The sequence below is a fragment of the Variovorax sp. E3 genome, assembly GCF_016082275.1.
Taxonomy (GTDB): Bacteria; Pseudomonadota; Gammaproteobacteria; order Burkholderiales; family Burkholderiaceae_C; genus Variovorax.
This window is the reverse complement of sequence record NZ_MOWM01000025.1, coordinates 1-15,375: the sequence shown is the minus strand read 5'-3', so window position 1 is coordinate 15,375 and position 15,375 is coordinate 1. Positions and strand designations below refer to the sequence as shown.

Annotated in this window: 14 protein-coding genes; 4 read left to right on the top strand and 10 right to left on the bottom strand. The window is 68.9% G+C overall.

Annotated elements, in window-relative coordinates; all coding sequences use genetic code 11:
- Positions 1 to 2: 2 nt before the first annotated feature.
- On the bottom strand, positions 3 to 356 hold the full coding sequence (locus BMG07_RS11760) for a hypothetical protein (RefSeq protein WP_198084728.1): 354 nt from the start codon (positions 354 to 356) through the stop codon (positions 3 to 5).
- A 196-nt stretch (positions 357 to 552) separates the two neighbouring features.
- Here BMG07_RS11760 and BMG07_RS11755 point away from each other — a divergent pair, with 196 nt between their 5' ends.
- Positions 553 to 1,230 carry an alpha/beta hydrolase gene (locus BMG07_RS11755; RefSeq protein ID WP_198084727.1) on the top strand — a complete coding sequence of 226 codons (678 nt, stop codon included), beginning with the start codon at positions 553 to 555 and terminating at the stop codon, positions 1,228 to 1,230.
- A 215-nt stretch (positions 1,231 to 1,445) separates the two neighbouring features.
- On the top strand, positions 1,446 to 2,360 hold the full coding sequence (locus BMG07_RS11750; RefSeq protein WP_198084726.1) for a DUF3014 domain-containing protein: 915 nt from the start codon (positions 1,446 to 1,448) through the stop codon (positions 2,358 to 2,360).
- Between the two features lie 22 nt (positions 2,361 to 2,382).
- Here the strand turns inward: BMG07_RS11750 and BMG07_RS11745 are convergent, their stop codons facing one another.
- Genes BMG07_RS11745 through BMG07_RS11725 form a run of 5 tightly spaced genes read right to left on the bottom strand, consistent with a single transcriptional unit; the run spans position 2,383 to position 9,230 of the window.
- Positions 2,383 to 2,970: a glycerol-3-phosphate responsive antiterminator gene (locus BMG07_RS11745; RefSeq protein WP_198084725.1), complete on the bottom strand. Its 588-nt coding sequence runs from the start codon at positions 2,968 to 2,970 to the stop codon at positions 2,383 to 2,385.
- A 10-nt stretch (positions 2,971 to 2,980) separates the two neighbouring features.
- Positions 2,981 to 4,531, bottom strand: coding sequence for an FAD-binding oxidoreductase (locus tag BMG07_RS11740; protein ID WP_198084724.1), 1,551 nt, complete (start codon positions 4,529 to 4,531; stop codon positions 2,981 to 2,983).
- Entirely contained in the window at positions 4,532 to 6,208 is a 1,677-nt protein-coding gene (locus tag BMG07_RS11735) for a glycerol-3-phosphate dehydrogenase/oxidase (protein ID WP_198084723.1), read from the bottom strand. It lies immediately after the preceding gene.
- Positions 6,205 to 7,770, bottom strand: a complete 1,566-nt coding sequence (locus tag BMG07_RS11730; protein WP_198084722.1) for an FGGY family carbohydrate kinase — start codon at positions 7,768 to 7,770, stop codon at positions 6,205 to 6,207. The genes BMG07_RS11735 and BMG07_RS11730 overlap by 4 nt, the downstream gene beginning before the upstream one ends.
- Positions 7,767 to 9,230: a nitrate/nitrite transporter gene (locus BMG07_RS11725; protein ID WP_198084721.1), complete on the bottom strand. Its 1,464-nt coding sequence runs from the start codon at positions 9,228 to 9,230 to the stop codon at positions 7,767 to 7,769. The genes BMG07_RS11730 and BMG07_RS11725 overlap by 4 nt, the downstream gene beginning before the upstream one ends.
- 292 nt (positions 9,231 to 9,522) lie before the next feature.
- Here BMG07_RS11725 and BMG07_RS11720 point away from each other — a divergent pair, with 292 nt between their 5' ends.
- Positions 9,523 to 10,860: an alpha/beta fold hydrolase gene (locus tag BMG07_RS11720; RefSeq protein WP_198084720.1), complete on the top strand. Its 1,338-nt coding sequence runs from the start codon at positions 9,523 to 9,525 to the stop codon at positions 10,858 to 10,860.
- Positions 10,758 to 11,099 carry a hypothetical protein gene (locus BMG07_RS11715; protein ID WP_198084719.1) on the top strand — a complete coding sequence of 114 codons (342 nt, stop codon included), beginning with the start codon at positions 10,758 to 10,760 and terminating at the stop codon, positions 11,097 to 11,099. The genes BMG07_RS11720 and BMG07_RS11715 overlap by 103 nt, the downstream gene beginning before the upstream one ends.
- Here the strand turns inward: BMG07_RS11715 and BMG07_RS11710 are convergent.
- The 4 genes from BMG07_RS11710 to BMG07_RS11695 all read right to left on the bottom strand — a co-directional run.
- The gene (locus BMG07_RS11710; protein ID WP_198084718.1) at positions 11,042 to 11,773 is read right to left on the bottom strand and encodes a Crp/Fnr family transcriptional regulator; all 732 of its coding nucleotides are present in this window, start codon (positions 11,771 to 11,773) and stop codon (positions 11,042 to 11,044) included. The two genes, BMG07_RS11715 and BMG07_RS11710, sit on opposite strands and share 58 nt — an antisense overlap.
- A gap of 34 nt (positions 11,774 to 11,807) precedes the next feature.
- Positions 11,808 to 14,717, bottom strand: a complete 2,910-nt coding sequence (gcvP, locus tag BMG07_RS11705; protein WP_198084717.1) for an aminomethyl-transferring glycine dehydrogenase — start codon at positions 14,715 to 14,717, stop codon at positions 11,808 to 11,810.
- A 60-nt stretch (positions 14,718 to 14,777) separates the two neighbouring features.
- Positions 14,778 to 15,149: a glycine cleavage system protein GcvH gene (gcvH, locus tag BMG07_RS11700; RefSeq protein WP_198084716.1), complete on the bottom strand. Its 372-nt coding sequence runs from the start codon at positions 15,147 to 15,149 to the stop codon at positions 14,778 to 14,780.
- An 81-nt stretch (positions 15,150 to 15,230) separates the two neighbouring features.
- On the bottom strand, positions 15,231 to 15,375 hold a 145-nt coding region (locus BMG07_RS11695), incomplete at its 5' end, for a glycine cleavage T C-terminal barrel domain-containing protein (RefSeq protein WP_307866938.1).

Here is a 15,375-nt window from a genome sequence, read left to right as displayed (position 1 = left end):
GCTCAGTGCTCGTAGGCGCCGTTCTTCTTGAGCAGCACCGGCACGCCGTTCTTCAGCGCGTAGACGTCTTCGACCGAAAAGCGCGCGGTGCCGCCGAAGCAGTCGCGGCCCTGGCCTTGCAGCGCGAAGCGGGTGCCGGCCTTGTTCACGCCGATGGTCTTGATGGCGCACGCATCGCTCGGGTCGGCCAGCGACGACTTGCGCGGCGGCGGAAAGCTGCGCGCCACGGTCTTGCCGTTCACGCGGGTCAGCACGCGCAGGGTGGGGCAGGGCGCGTCGGACTCGCCGCCGCAGGTCAGCGTGCCGGCCTGCTCGTAGCTGTGCGGCGATCCGTAGGCGCCTGCGTCGAAGCCCACGCAGAGGCCACTTCGCAGTTGTACCGCTTTGGCATCGAAGCTGCAGGCGGCCCCTTTACGGAACTCGGCGGCATGGGCTTGCGACCCCGGTGCGCACAGCAGGACCAGGGCTGGAAGTAAGCTCGCGGCCAGGAGATGTCGCATGAGAAATTGCCTTCGTCTCGTTTTGCTCCAGTCTATCCAGCACGCCTGACCCATGACCCAACTTCACCTGCCCCTCAAATTCCTCGAACATTCGGCCAGCCCCGGCGTGGCCGAACCCTGGCTGCTGGTGCTGATGCACGGCGTGGGCAGCAACGAGCAAGACCTGTTCGGCCTGGCGCGCATGGTGCCGCCGCAGTTCCATGTGCTGAGCCTGCGCGCGCCCTATGTGCTGTCGCCCGATGCCTATGCGTGGTTCGAGTTCCAGTTCCTGCCCAATGGCGAGCGGCTCATCAACGAAGAGCAGGAGCGCGAGAGCCGCTTCCTGGTCGGCGAAATGATCGCCTCGGCCGCGCAGCAGCTCGGCGTGCCGGCCGAGCGCGTGATCGTCGGCGGCTTCAGCCAGGGCGGGATCATGGCGCTGTCGCTGCTGCTGACCCAACCCGGGAGCGTGCGCGCCGCGATGGTGTGGCACAGCCGGCTGCTGTCGCAGGTGGTGCCGCACGTGGCGCCGCCCGAGGCCTTCGAGGGCAAGGCGCTGTGGGTGAGCCACGGCAGTTCGGACAACGTGATTCCCCCGAGCGCCGCGCAGGCCACGCGCGAGCTGGCGCGCACCTTGCCGCTGGCGCTGTCGGGCGCCGACTTCCCGGGCGCGCACGAACTGCGCCCGGCCGAGCTGCAGGCCACGCTGGCGTGGCTGCAGTCGCTCAGCGCGCCCGCAGGCGCGCCATGACCATCGCTTCCATTTTGCGCACCCGTTCAGCGCTGTCCGCTTCGGGCTGCACCAGCAGCCGGTAGCGGCGGGCGCCCGTCTTGCAGACCGACTGAACTTCCGTCGCGTCGGGGCGTCACAGGGCGTTACGACGATGAGGGCGTGGTGCGGCCTTTCTTGGTGCACCATAGCCTTCGTCTCTGTGCGCCCTCTACGCAAGCAAAGGAACCCGACCCATGTCCGAAAGCGACATCCGCGACACGCGCGACGCTCCCGAATTCCGCCCCCGCCGCGAAACGCCCGTGGGCACGATCATCGTCATCGTGCTGGTGCTGCTGGCGGCCGGCTTCTTCGGCTGGCGCTGGTACCAGCAACAACAAAAGCCCCCGGAGCCCGTGCCCGTGGCCGCCGCGCCCAACGACGCACCGCCACCCGCGCCCCCCGCCGCGGTCGAGCCCAAGGGCCCGCAGAACCCGGTCGACGCGCTCGCGCCGCCCGACGCCGCGCTGCCCAAGCTCGCCGATTCCGATTCGCGCGTGATGAAGGCACTGGCCGAGCTGCTGGGCGCGAAGAACGCCGAGTCCTTCCTGCGCTCCGACGGCATCGTGCGGCGCTTCGTGGCCACGGTCGACAACCTCGCGCGCGAGCAGGCGCCCGCCAGCGCATGGCCGGTGCAGCCCACGGGCCAGCGCTTCATCACCGAAGGGCAGGGCGAGGCGCAGACCATCTCGGCCAACAACGCCGCGCGCTACAACGGCATCGTGCTGCTCGCGCAGTCCATCGACCCGGCCAAGGCCGCGGCGGTGTACGCCAGGCTTTACCCGCTGTTCCAGCAGGCGTATGAAGAGTTGGGCTACCCGGGCCGCTACTTCAACGACCGGCTCATCGCCGTGATCGACCACCTGCTGCAGGCGCCCGAGCCCAAGGGCCCGGTGCATGTGCGGCTGGTCGAGGTGAAGGGCGACGTGCCCTCGCAGCGGCCGTGGGTGCGCTACGAGTACGTCGACCCGCAACTGGAGTCGCTGTCCTCCGGCCAGAAGATCATGGTGCGCATGGGGCCGGAGAACGAGCGCAAGGTGAAGGCCAGCCTGCGCGGGCTGCGTCAGCAGATCGCGACGGGGGAGGTGGCGAAGAACAAGAAGCAGCCTTGACGCGGCCCTGACCGGCCACGTTTCAGCCGCCTTTCAGCGCCTTCACATCCACGCTCCACATCGCGGTGTCGCTGGTCGACACCGCCACCGCGCCGGCGGCCAGCGCGCTGCGCACGTCGTTGTGCGTGCTCACGAAGCCCGAGGCCACGATGGGCGGCAGCGCGTTGCGTTCCTTGATGGCGATGTGCGAAAGCATCGGTGCGGGCATCAGCTGCACCAGGTTCGGGTCGCTCTGCTCCAGCGCCTTCACGCTGCGCGGCCAGGTCGAGCGGTCGGTCACGAACACCTTCTGCATGGTGAGCAGCCCTGCCCGGTTGGCGCGCTGGATGGTGGCCACGCGGGTGGACACCAGGCTGGTCGCGCCGATCTCGGCCAGGTACTCCACGCCGCCCTTGTCGGGTGAGATGCCCTCGCAGCTGTCGATGTTGACGATGGCGATCTTGTCCGCCCGCGTGATGGTCGCCACCACGCCGTGCAGCTTGCGCAACTCGACGTTGGCGACGATGGCGATCTCGCTCGCGCTGTCGATGAAGGCGTCGATCTGCTCCGCCCCGTAGAGCGTTGCAATGATCGGGTGCCGCGCAAGGCGCGCGCCAAGGGAGCGGTCCATTCGATGAAACTCAGTCTGCGTGTGGGGGCAGCTCGTCGGTGAGGCCGAGCTTGCCCGGGTTCAGTATGTTCTTCGGGTCCAGCGTGCGCTTGAGGGCCTGCAGCACCGGGAAGGCGCTGCCCAGCGAATCGGCCATGTAGGGCGCACGCAGCAGCCCGACGCCATGGTGGTGGCTCAGCGCGGCATTGTGGCGCACCAGCACGGCGTTGGCCGCGTCCCAGGCGGCGCGGTACCAGCGCGCGCGGTCGGCCACCTCCACCTCGCCGCGCAGCGAGAAGTACAGGCAGGCGCCGTCCACGTAGGCATGCGACTGGTGGGCCGAGCCGGCCAGCGTGCCGGGCACGGCGTTGATGGCGGCCACCACCTCGTCGTAGATGGCGGGCAGGTCGCTCCAGCGGCCGCTCATTTCCAGCGTGTCGGCCACGAAGCCGGGGCTGCGCTTGAAGCCTTCGGCGCTCTTGCCGGTGAGGTAGCGGGTGTCGAGCCAGCGCTCGAAGATGACCGGGCCGTCGAGCACGCGGCCCAGTTCCTTGCAGGCGCGTTCGCTGATGGCCATGACCGCGTCGACCATCTCCGGCGCGCCTTCGTCGGCGATCAGCAGCACGTGCGTGTCGGCCAATTCGAACTGCACCTTGCTTTCCAGCGCGTCGTACAGCCGCAGCGCGGCCGGGTTGGCGCCGCGCTGCATGATCTGGCGGCAGGCCTCCAGGCCGGTGGCGAAGCTGTCGAAGCCGTAGGCAATGGCGCGGCCGTAGTCGGGCAGGCGGTGCAGCTTGAGCCGCACGCGCACGATCACGCCCAGCGTGCCTTCGGAACCGATGAACAGTTGCTGCAGGTCGGAGCCCACCGCCGCGCGCGAGTAGCCGCCCACGGTCACGAGGCTGCCGTCGGCCAGCACAACGTCCATGCCGAAGACCATGTCCTCGATTTTTCCGTAGCGCGTGGACAGTTGCCCCGCGCCGCGGCACGCCACCCAGCCGCCCACCGTGCTGATGCCGAAGGACGAGGGCCAGTGGCCCATGGTCATCTGGTGGTCGCGCTGGATGGTTTCCTCGAACACGTCGCCGAACATGCCGGCTTCGACTTCGACGATCTGGCTCCCCGCGTCGAAGCCGATCATCTTGTTGAGCTCGCAAACGTCCAGCACGATGCCGCCGCGCACCGGCAGCGCCGCGCCGGTCACGTTGCTGCGGCCGGCCGACACGGTGACCGGAATGGCCGCGGCGTGCGCGATGCGCATCACGGCCTGGATCTGTTCGACGGTGGAGGCACGCACGATCACGCCCTGCGGCGTGGCCGGCTTGCCGCCGGTTTCGCTGACCATGGAGCCGGCCCACCAGTCGCGCGTCCACGTCACCACGTCGGCGGTGGCGGTGAGCACTTCGTCGGCCACCTTGCGCAGCGCATCGATGTGCGCGGGCGCCACTGTCACGGGTGCGCGCTGCAGCCCGGCGGGGCCGTCGGTCGCGGTGATCGTCTTGGCATAGGCCGGCGGCGTGTGCGCCCCGACGACGTAGTTGCGGCGGTTGTAGCCGCGCTGGATGGCGTCTTTGCTGATCATCTACTTCACTCCCATAAGGATGGATTTTTCATGCGCGATGGCGGCCTGGTAGCTGGCTACCTGCTGTGCCGTCTCGGCGGGGGACAAGCCGAGTTCGGCCTGGAGGATTTCGCCCACGCGGGCAGCGGCGCGGCCCGAGGCGTCGCGCGCCATGAGCCGCGCGCGGATGCGCCGCGAGAGCACGTCGTCGACGGTGCGTGCGAGTTCGTGGCGCACCGCGTACACAATTTCGGCCTCGCTGTGCGGCAGGCCTTCGACGATGGGGCGTTGCAGGGCGGGGTCTGCCTGCAGGATGTCGGTGACGAAGCGCGCCTCGGTGCCGTAGCGCTCGCCCAGGTGCGCGGCCATGCCGCCCGAGGCGGTGATGGCCTGCGCGTCGTAGCCGGCCGCGCCCAGCAGAAAGGCCGATTTGGTCTTGCAGCCGTTGCGCCGGCCCAGCACCTTCTGTGCGGCGTCGATGGTCTGCTCGGCCATGTGGCGTGAGGTGGTGAGCTTGCCGCCCACGATGGTCAGCAGGCCGTCGGGCGCGGTGCGGATCTCGTGGTTGCGCTTGATTTCCAGCGTCTTGCCTCCGGGGGGCGCCACCAGCGGCCGGCAGCCGGCGATGCTGCCCACCACGTCTTCGGCGCGCAGGTCGGTCTTCAGCGCGGAGCGCGCGCCGTCCAGCAGGAAGTCGAGTTCCTCGCGCGTGCAGCACACGTCGTCGAGGTTGCCCTCATAGTCTTCGTCGGTGGTGCCCAGGTAGGAGACGTTGCCCCAGCGCGTGATGGTCGCGCGCCGGTTGCGCCCCGGCACCGGAATGGTCACGGTGCAGTCGTTGCGGATCTTCAGCCACGGAATGGCCACATGTACGCCCTTGGCGGGACGCACGTTCAGGGTTTTCTCTTCGTTCTTCCCGCGGCCGTCCCAGTCGCGCAGCCACACGCCGGTGGCCATCACCACGACACGCGCGCGCGCGCGGATCTCGCGGCCGTCGGCCTGCACCACCGCGCCGTCGACCTTGCCGTGCGCGTTGCGCGTGATCTCCACCGCCTTGGCATGGTTGAGCACCGCCGCGCCATGGAAGGCGGCGGTGCGCGCGATGTTGAGCGTGAGGCGCGCATCGTCCACGCGCGCGTCGAAGTACATGAAGCCGCCGGTCAGGTGCTCGTCCTTGAAGGTGGGGCAGTGCGAGAGAACCTCGGCCTTGGTCAGCTTCTGGTGGAGGATGCCCTCGCGCCAGCCGCCCGCGATGTCGTAGGTCCACAGCAGGCTCTCGAAGGCCTTGGCCAGGCGCTTGTCGAACACGCCTTCGCGCTCCATCACCGGAAACAGGAAGGGCAGGCGCTGCACCAGGTGGCGCGCATTGCGGCGCAGGCGCTGGCGTTCCAGCAGCGAGTGGCGCACCAGGCCGAGGTTGCCCTGTTCGATGTAGCGCAGCCCGCCGTGCACCATCTTCGATGACTTGGAGGAGGTGCCGAAGGCGAAGTCGTCTTTCTCGACCAGCGCCACGCGGTAGCCGCGCAGGCTGGCGTCGAGCGCGGCATAGGCACCGGTGACGCCGCCGCCGACGATCAGCATGTCGAACGCTTCGTCGGCCAGCCGCGCGAGCTGGTCCTGCCGGTCGAGCCGCAACGGCTCGGTGGTCGTCATCTGGGCCCGGTCCTTGCCGGGCCGCAGGGATGGGAAACCCATCATGAGGGGAGTTCTCCTGTGGAAAGGTTCTTGAAATTGCGGGACTGCAGCCGTGCATGCCCGAGTTCCGACGCCACGCGTGCGTGCCACAAGGCACGGCGCGCGAGGCGCTCCGACGCATCGACGGTGGGTTCGAACACGGCATCGGTGGCCAGCGTTTCGCGCGCTTGCCGCAGCGAGTCCCACAGCAGGCCCGACGAGCCGGCCAGGAAGGCGATGCCGCGCAGGCTGGCACGGTCGGTTTCCTTCATGCGGCGCACCGGCATGCCGGTGAGGTCGGCCTGGATCTGCAGCAGCGCCGAGCTGCCCGAAAGCCCGCCGCCCACCACGAGTTCGGACACGCGCACGCCCGACACTTCTTCGTTCGACTGGATGCACGAGGCCACCGAGTGCGCAATGCCTTCGAGGATGGCGCGAGCCACCTCGGCGCGCGTGGTGGCCATGGAGATGCCGGTGAGCGAAGCGCGCGCGGCGGGCTCCATGGCGGGCACGCGCAGGCCGGTGAGCGCGGGGATGAAGGTGACGTCGCGGGAGCTGCTTGCGGTGGCGGTGGCTGCCAGGGCGCTGATCTGCTCTGCGTTGTCGAACCACTGCAGCTTTTCGCAGACCCAGTTGAGCGCGGAGCCGGTGGTGGCCACGAAGGTCTCGACCGCGAAGTGCGACACGCCCTGTGCGCGCCGCGCCGTCATGGTGAGGGTGCCCTCGTGCAGGCCGGCATTGGCAGGCTGCACCGGGCCGGTGATCACGTCGACGAAGCTGCCCGTGCCGTGCACGCACATCGCCTGTTCGCGATCGAGGCAGCCCAGGCCGATGGCGCCCGCATGCTGGTCGCCCGCACAGGCGAGGATGGGCACGTCGATGCCCAGCAGATCGACGCGGGTGCGGCCGAACTGGTCGGCGTCTTCGCGCAGCGCGGGCAGCAACTCCTGCGGGAAGCCGAGCGCGTCGATCCAGTTGTGCTGGTAGCGGTGCTCGGCCAGCACGTAGGCGCTGCCCGAGGTCACGTTGGTGGGCGTCGTCACGCAGGCGCGCTGGTCCGACAGGTGCCACAGCAGCCAGCTGTCGATGGTGCCGAAGGCAAGGCGGCGCTGTGCGAAGGCCTGTGCCACGGCGGGCGTTTCGCGCAGGTGATGCGTGGCCCACAGATACGGCGAACGCACGCCGACCGGCCGGCCCATCTGCTTCACGAGCAGCGGGTCCCATTGCGGCGCGAGCTTGTTCAGTTCGTCGACATAGCGGGTGTCCTGCCACACCATCACGGGCACCAGCGCGCGGCCGGTGTGGGTGTCCCACAGCACGGCGGAGCAGCGCTGCGTGGCAATGGCGAGCGCCACGATGCGCTTGCGCTCGGCCTGTGCGCGCGCAATGGCCGTGCGGCACACGGCCATGGTCTTGTCCAGGATGGCGTTGGCGTCCTGCTCGACCACGCCGGGGCGCGGCGTGTCGACCTGCAGGGGCGCGTACTCGAGGCACGACACATGGCCGTCGCGGCCGACCACGGCGGCCCGTGTGCCCGAGGTGCCTTCGTCGATGGAGAGGATCACGTCCTCGGTGGTGGACTTCATCGGTTCATTTTTCCCACGGCGGGTTGCAGGGATTCGGAGAGCGGGCGCGCGTCGTCCTTGAACTGGGGCGCGCCGGCTTCGTTGTCCGGGTTGATGGTGGTGCGGGTGGGGTCCCAGCGAATCACGAAGCAGACCACGCTGGCAATGAGCGGCACCACCGAGAGGATGAGGAAGGTGTGCTCCAGGCCGTACTTCTCTCGGAACAGCGGGAACACCAGCAGGCCCAGCGCGGCGCCGATGGAGCCTAGCGCGCCGATGATGCCGTTGGCCCCCGCGCGCAACTCGCTGCGGAACGACAGCGACGACAGGCTCTTGCCGTTCGCGCCCGGCCCGCCCGAATGGAACAGGATGAACAGCGACGGCACCGTCACCGCCAGCCACAGCGGCATGCGGCCGTGGAACAGGCCCAGCGTGAGCAGCATCACGAACACCATCGCAAAGCCGAAGGCGGAGGCGCGGCGCAGGCCGAGCTTGCGGCCGATCCACGGCGACAGAAAACCGCCGAAGATGCCGAACACGTTGAAGGCCAGCGCGCCGATGGTGGCCTGCGCAAAGTCCTTGCCGAACAGCGTGGCGCTGATCAGCGGCAGGTACCAGCCCACCGCGAAATACTGGATCGACTGGCCGATCTGCACCGTGGCCGCGAGGATGGTGCGCTGCAGGTACACGCCACGGAAAATCAACAGCACATTGGCCGCGCCGCGGCGTGCCTGGTTCACGACGGGCAGGCGCTCGTTTTTCGGCGCCGCCACGAACAGTTGGCCATAGATGCGGCTCATGGCCTTGGCGGCTTCGTCGAGCCGCTCCTTGCGCGCCAGCCACACCGGGCTTTCAACGAGCAGCGCGAACTGCAGCACGAGTATGGTCACGCCGAAGACCGCGGTAGCGGCCACCGAGTAGCGCCAGATCGAATCGCCCACCTCCCACGAATAGAACACCAGCGCCAGCAGCAGGTTGGTGCACACCGCCGCGTACCACATGCCTTGCCAGGTGTTGAGCCGGCTCTTGAGCTTGGCGGGCGTGAACTCCGCGAGCACCGCCATGGCAATGGCGAAGTCGATGCCGTAGGCCGCGCCCACGAAGAAGCGGCCGACCAGAATCATCTCGAAGCTGGGCGCGAACACCACCAGCACCGCGCCGATCACGGCGAGCAGCTTGGCAAGGATGAGCGGGCGAATGCGACCCCAGCGGTCGGCCATCCAGCCGCCGATGGGGTTGAACGCGATGGCGACCCATGAGGCCATCGACGTCATCAGCGCGACCTGCGCGGCGGTGAGCGACAGGTTGCGCGTCATGGGGCCGAGGCCCGCGCTCAGTGCGGAGTTGGAAAAGGCGTCGAGGAACAGGCCGCCGAGTGCGAGCCACCAGATGACGGCGGCCCGGCCGACGATGCCCTGGCGTGAATCCAGGTAGGCGATGACATCGTCGATGCCGCGGATCTTGATCGCGTTGGGTTGCACAGTTGTCTCCATTGGAATAATCCGCAAGAAGACGATGCAAACCATGCAGGCGCGACAAAGCCATCTCACAGATGGTCTTTAAATCTGAACCTGTACGCAAATTCTAAGTGCGAACTTTTCGATGAGTCAACGAAGGCCGGGGCGGTGTTAACCACTAGCGCACGCGCTCGAGCGCTTGTCGAAGAAGGCGCGCCGAGGCCGCCACGCGCACTTTGTTCCCGCCGGGACAATCGGCCCGCGCCTTCGTTCCTAGAGTTGCGTGCTTCGAAACATGCAACGAGGAACAAGAACAATGAAGAAGATCATCAGCGCGCTGGCATTGAGCGCGGCGGCCCTGCTGGGCGGCGGAGTGCAGGCCGCCACCGTGCAGCAGCTGTCGGTGCAATCCACCGTGCCCGATCCGCTCGCGGGCGCCGACGCGGCCAAGGGCACCAAGGTCGCGTTCACGCTCTTCCTGCCCGACAACAAGCCTGAAGGTGGCTACCCATTGGTGCTGCATGCGAGCGGCTTCGGCCTGGGCCGCCTGCAGGCCATGCCGCCGCGCGACACCGACCCGGCCGCCAGCTACTGGTCGCGCGTCGACCGGCTCGTGCCTTCGCTGGTGGAGCGCGGCTTTGCGGTCATCAGCTTCGACCATCGGGGCCACGGCGACAGCGGCGGAGACAGCCGCATCATGGATCCGCAAGCCGAGATCGCCGACATCCGCGGCCTGATCGACTGGGCCGAGCGCGAACTGCCGCTGCGCAAGGGCGCCGACGGCAAGCCGCGCATCGGCAGCATCGGCGGCTCGTATGGCGGCGGCTACCAGATGCAGCTCGCGCAGCTGGAGCCGCGCATCACCACCGTGATTCCGTCGATGACCTGGTACGACCTGCAGCATTCGCTCGCGCCGCAGGGCGTGCTGAAGGAAGGCTTCGTGCAGTTCGAGTGCTTCATGGCGCAGCGCGGCAAGGTGCGCGACGGCGGGCTGCTGGCGCCCTTGTGCGACACCGCGCCCAAGCCGGGCGCCTGGGCATGGAGCGACCTGGGCGTCGACGCACCGCGCCTGCGCGATGCGTACCAGGCGCACGGGCCCTCGGGCGCGAGCTGGGCCGGGCAGCCGGTGCGGCGTGTCGACGCGCTGGTCGTGCAGGCCAGCGAGGACGTGCTGTTCGACATGGGCGACGGCCTGCGCAACTGGCGCCACCTGAAGTCGGGCGGCGGCGATGTGCGGCTGATGGTGCTGCGCTCGGGCCACGTGAACCCGCGCGCGGGCCAGCGCGACAAGCCCGCGCGCTGCGGCACGGTCGATGCGATGGACGCGATGCTCGCGTGGCTCGACGCCAAGCTGCGCGACGCGGGCACGGGCCTGTCTTCGGTGCCGTCGCTGTGCATCGCGCTGGACGACGGCACGGCGTACCAGGGCACCGCGCCCGTCGCCGCGCAGGTCGGTGCGGCATTGCCCTTGACCGACGTGGCTGCGGGCTCGAAGGGGCTGCAGTTCGTCGCGCTGCCGGCCGACGCGCTGGCACGGCAGGCGCGGGCGCCGTGCTGGCCGGCGTGCCCGAGGCCGAGTTCGACGTGCAGGGCAAGGGCGGCCCGGGCGTGGCACTGGTGGGGCTGGCGCTGCGACGCAAGGGCGGCGAGGTGACGGTGCTGTCGGACCAGGTGGTGCCGGTGCCGGCGGGGCGGCATCGCGTATCGCTCGGCGGCGTGGCGGCGCGATTGCAGCCGGGCGACGAGTTGGGCGTGGCGCTGTTCTCGACGCATCCGCAGTACGTCTGGGCGCCGGCCGCGGGTGCGCCCGTGGCGGGCATCACGGGCAGCAACGCCTACGCGGTGTCGGGGCGGCTCTGGCTGCCGCTGTCGGCCGACGCGGCGCCGCGGTAAGTGCGCAATGCATCGAGCCGCCTGAGCGTCACGACCTGGTAGCCGAGTTCCAGCAGGCCCTCGGCCTCCAGTTGCCGCAGCGCCGCGTTCAAGCGCGGCCGCGACATGTTGCAGTAGATCGCCAGCTCCGCCTGCGACACCTGCAGCTCGAGCGAGCGCGGCGGAAAGGCCGAAGGGCTGAACAGCGAGGCCAGGCTCCGCGCCACCTTGGCCACGGGGTCGAGCGTGCGGTCCGACAGCGTGAGCGCCATCGACTGCGTCAGCCGCTCGCTCATCAGCCGCATCACGAAGCGGTTGAAGGCAGCGTTGGTGTCCAGCAGGTGAAAGAACGCGGCCTTGGGCATCTTGATGACGACCGCGTCGGACAGCGCGACCGCATCGCAGAAGCGCGGCGAGTCTTGAATCAGCTCGACCTCGCCGACCCAGCTGAAGGCCTGGCCCATGAAGGTCACGGGCTTGCCCGAGGCCGAGGTGGTGCTCAGCTTCATGCTGCCGCGCCCCATGCCGATCCAGTGCTCGGCCGCGTCGCCGCGGTGCCAGATGGGCTGGCCCGCCGCCAGTTCGACAAAGCGCAGCTGCGGCAGCAGCGCGGCGGCCTCGTCGTCGCTCAGCGTGTAGGCCCACACGCAGCCGCGCCAGCGCGACTTGAGCGAGGCGATCTCGTCGGCGTCCATGCCGCGCGGGCCGTGGCTCAGGCCTTCTTCAGCTTCAAGCCTCTTCGGCTTCCTTGTAGTCGCCCACGGGCACGCAGCTGCAGAACAGGTTGCGGTCGCCATACACGTTGTCGACGCGGCCGATCGGCGGCCAGTACTTGGCGTTCTTGAGTTCGGCCAGCGGGAACGCGCCGAGTTCGCGCGAATACGGGTGGCCCCACTCGGTGCCCAGCAGGCTCGCGGCCGTGTGCGGCGCGTGCTTGAGCGGGTTGTCTTCCCTGGGCCAGACGCCTTCCTCGATGCGGCGGATTTCGCCGCGGATGGCGATCATCGCGTCGATGAAGCGGTCGAGCTCGGCCAGCGGCTCGCTCTCGGTCGGCTCGACCATCAGCGTGCCGGGCACGGGGAAGCTCAGCGTGGGCGCGTGGAAGCCGTAGTCGATCAGGCGCTTGGCCACGTCTTCGGCGGTGACGCCGCTGGTGTCCTTCAGCGGGCGCAGGTCGAGAATGCACTCGTGCGCCACGTGGCCGTTGGGGCTCGCGTACAGCGTGGGGTAGTGGTCCTTCAGGCGCGCGCTGATGTAGTTGGCGCTCAGGATGGCCGTTTCGGTCGCGGCCTGCAGGCCCTTGGCGCCCATCATGCGACAGTACATCCAGCTGATCGGCAGCACGGCCGCGTTGCCCAGCGGCGCGGCCGACACGGCGCCCACGCCGTGCGACGGCACGCCGGCCGTCACGTGGCCCGGCAGGTAGGGCACGAGGTCTTCGACCACGCACACCGGGCCCACGCCGGGGCCGCCGCCGCCGTGCGGAATGCAGAAGGTCTTGTGCAGGTTCAGGTGGCTCACGTCGCCGCCGAATTCGCCCGGCGCGGCCACGCCCACCAGCGCGTTCATGTTGGCGCCGTCGACGTACACGCGGCCGCCGTGTTCGTGCACCAGCTCGCACAGTTCCTTCACGCGCGTTTCGAACACGCCGTGCGTGCTGGGGTAGGTGATCATCACCGCGGCCAGCTTGTCGCTGTTCTTCTCGCAGGCGCGCTTCAGGTCGTCCATGTCGACGTTGCCTTGCGTGTCGCAGGCCGTCACCACCACCTGCATGCCGACCATCTGCGCGCTGGCCGGGTTGGTGCCGTGCGCGGAAGACGGAATCAGGCAGATGTTGCGGTGGCCCTGGCCCTTGGCTTCATGGAAGGACTTGATGGCCAGCAGGCCCGCGTACTCGCCCTGCGAGCCCGCGTTGGGCTGCAGGCTGATGCCCGCGTAGCCGGTGGCCTCGCACAGCCAGGCGCGCAGCTGCGCGTCGAGCTGGGCATAGCCGAGCTGCTGGTCGGCGGGCGCGAAGGGATGGATGTTCGCGAACTCGGGCCAGGTGATGGGGATCATCTCGCTGGTCGCGTTGAGCTTCATGGTGCAGCTGCCCAGCGGAATCATGCTGCGGTCGAGCGCCAGGTCCTTGTCCGACAGGCTGCGGATGTAGCGCAGCATGGCGGTTTCGCTCTTGTGGGTGTTGAACACCGGGTGCGTGAGGAAGGCGCTGGTACGGCGCAGGTCGTCGGGAATCAGCGGCGTGGTGTTCGCGGCCAGGTCGTCGAAGCGCGGCATCGCGGTGCCGGCCGGCACGAACAGGGCCCACAGCGTTTCGATGTCGGCGCGCGTGGTGGTTTCGTCCAGCGAAATGCCCAGGTGCTGTTGCAGGCGCTGGCGCAGGTTGACGCCGGCGGCCAGCGCGCGCTCGAGGATGGCGGGCGTGTCTTCGCCAGTGCGAATGGTCAACGAGTCGAAGGCGGTGGTGTTGACCGGCTCGCGGCCCATCTGCGACAGGCCCTTCGACAGGATGGCGGTGAGCACGGCCACGCGCTGCGCGATGCGCGTGAGGCCGTCGGGCCCGTGGTACACGGCGTACATGCTGGCCACCACGGCCGGCAGCACCTGCGCGGTGCAGATGTTCGACGTGGCCTTTTCGCGGCGGATGTGCTGCTCGCGCGTTTGCAGCGCGAGGCGGTAGGCGGGCTGGCCGTGCGTGTCGACGCTCACGCCCACCAGGCGGCCCGGCAGCGAGCGCTTGAACTCGTCGCGGCAGGCCAGGTAGGCGGCGTGCGGGCCGCCGTTGCACAGCGGCATGCCCAGGCGCTGCGTGGTGCCGCAGACGATGTCGGCATCGAACTCGCCCGGCGCGACCAGCAGCGTGAGCGCCAGCAGGTCGGCCGCCACGATGAAGGCCGCGTCGCACTGGTGCGCATGGCCCGCCAGCGGGCGCAGGTCGTGCACGTGGCCGGTGGTGGCGGGGTACTGCGCGAGCACGCCGAAGAAGGCGCCGCTCACCATCAGGTGCGGCAGCGTTTCGGACACGGTGCTGACCTTGACCTCGATGCCCAGCGGCGCGGCGCGCGTCTTGATGACTTCGATGGTCTGCGGGTGGCAGTCGCCCGAGACCAGGAACACGTTGCTCTTGCTCTTCACGCTGCGCTTGGCCAGCGTCATGGCCTCGGCCGCGGCGGTGGCTTCGTCGAGCATCGAAGCGTTGGCGATGGCCATGCCCGTGAGGTCGCACACCATCGTCTGGAAGTTGAGCAGGGCTTCCATGCGGCCCTGCGAGATCTCGGCCTGGTAGGGCGTGTAGGCCGTGTACCAGGCGGGATTCTCCAGGATGTTGCGCAGGATCACGCCGGGCGTGTGCGTGCCGTAGTAGCCCTGGCCGATGAAGTTGCGAAACACCTTGTTCTTCGACGCCATGGCCTTCAGCTCGGCCAGCGCGTCGGCTTCGGTGACCGGAGCCGGCAGGCGCATCGGCCTGGAGCGGCGGATGGCCGCGGGCACGATGCCGTCGATGAGCTCCGCGCGCGTTTCCGAGCCGATCACCGGCAGCATGCGCGCCTCGTCCGCCGCATCGATGCCGATGTGGCGGGCAAGGAATTCTTCGGCGTTCTCTAGTTCTTGCAAAGAGGGAAGGGCGGGCGTCGGCATGGCGGTGAGGGCTCGGGGGAGAAAGAACAAAGGTGCTTGCTTGCTGAAGAACTCAGCGGATCAGGATTCGGCGGCGAACTTGTCGTACGAAGCCGCGTCCAGCAGGGCGTCGAGCTGCGCGGGTTCGCTCAGCTTGACCTTGAAGAACCAGCCGCTGGCCAGCGGGTCGCTGTTGGCCAGCGAGGGGTCGGCGCGCAGCGCTTCGTTGACTTCGGTGATCTCGCCCGACACGGGCATGAACACGTCGGCGGCGGCCTTGACCGACTCGACGACACCGGCGACTTCGCCTTGCGCAAAAGACTTGCCGACTTCGGGCAGGTCGACGAACACCACGTCGCCCAGCGCGTCCTGCGCGTGCACGGTGATGCCGACGGTGGCCGAGCCGCCTTCGGCCGACACCCATTCGTGGTCCTTGGTGTACTTGATGCTCATGGTGAAAAACTCCTCGTGGAAAAAGTGGATCGGGGTGCTGAGCCTAACGGGGCCCGGTGTGCGTCAGCCGCGACGACCGCGTCAGCCCCGGTAGTAGCGGGTGGGAACGAAAGGCATGGTCGAGACTTCCATCGGCACCGGCTTGCCGCGCACGATGGCCTGGATGCGCGTGCCGGGCTCGGCGAACGCCGTGGCCACGTAGCCCATGGCCACGCAGCGGTCGGCC

Coding starts and splice junctions, on each gene's coding strand:
- gcvH (WP_198084716.1), bottom strand. CDS start 15,149: ATGAGCATCAAGTACACCAAGGACCACGAATGGGTGTCGGCCGAAGGC.
- BMG07_RS11720 (WP_198084720.1), top strand. CDS start 9,523: ATGAAGAAGATCATCAGCGCGCTGGCATTGAGCGCGGCGGCCCTGCTG.
- BMG07_RS11750 (WP_198084726.1), top strand. CDS start 1,446: ATGTCCGAAAGCGACATCCGCGACACGCGCGACGCTCCCGAATTCCGC.
- BMG07_RS11755 (WP_198084727.1), top strand. CDS start 553: ATGACCCAACTTCACCTGCCCCTCAAATTCCTCGAACATTCGGCCAGC.
- gcvP (WP_198084717.1), bottom strand. CDS start 14,717: ATGCCGACGCCCGCCCTTCCCTCTTTGCAAGAACTAGAGAACGCCGAA.
- BMG07_RS11735 (WP_198084723.1), bottom strand. CDS start 6,208: ATGATGGGTTTCCCATCCCTGCGGCCCGGCAAGGACCGGGCCCAGATG.
- BMG07_RS11745 (WP_198084725.1), bottom strand. CDS start 2,970: ATGGACCGCTCCCTTGGCGCGCGCCTTGCGCGGCACCCGATCATTGCA.
- BMG07_RS11710 (WP_198084718.1), bottom strand. CDS start 11,773: ATGGACGCCGACGAGATCGCCTCGCTCAAGTCGCGCTGGCGCGGCTGC.
- BMG07_RS11730 (WP_198084722.1), bottom strand. CDS start 7,770: ATGAAGTCCACCACCGAGGACGTGATCCTCTCCATCGACGAAGGCACC.
- BMG07_RS11740 (WP_198084724.1), bottom strand. CDS start 4,531: ATGATCAGCAAAGACGCCATCCAGCGCGGCTACAACCGCCGCAACTAC.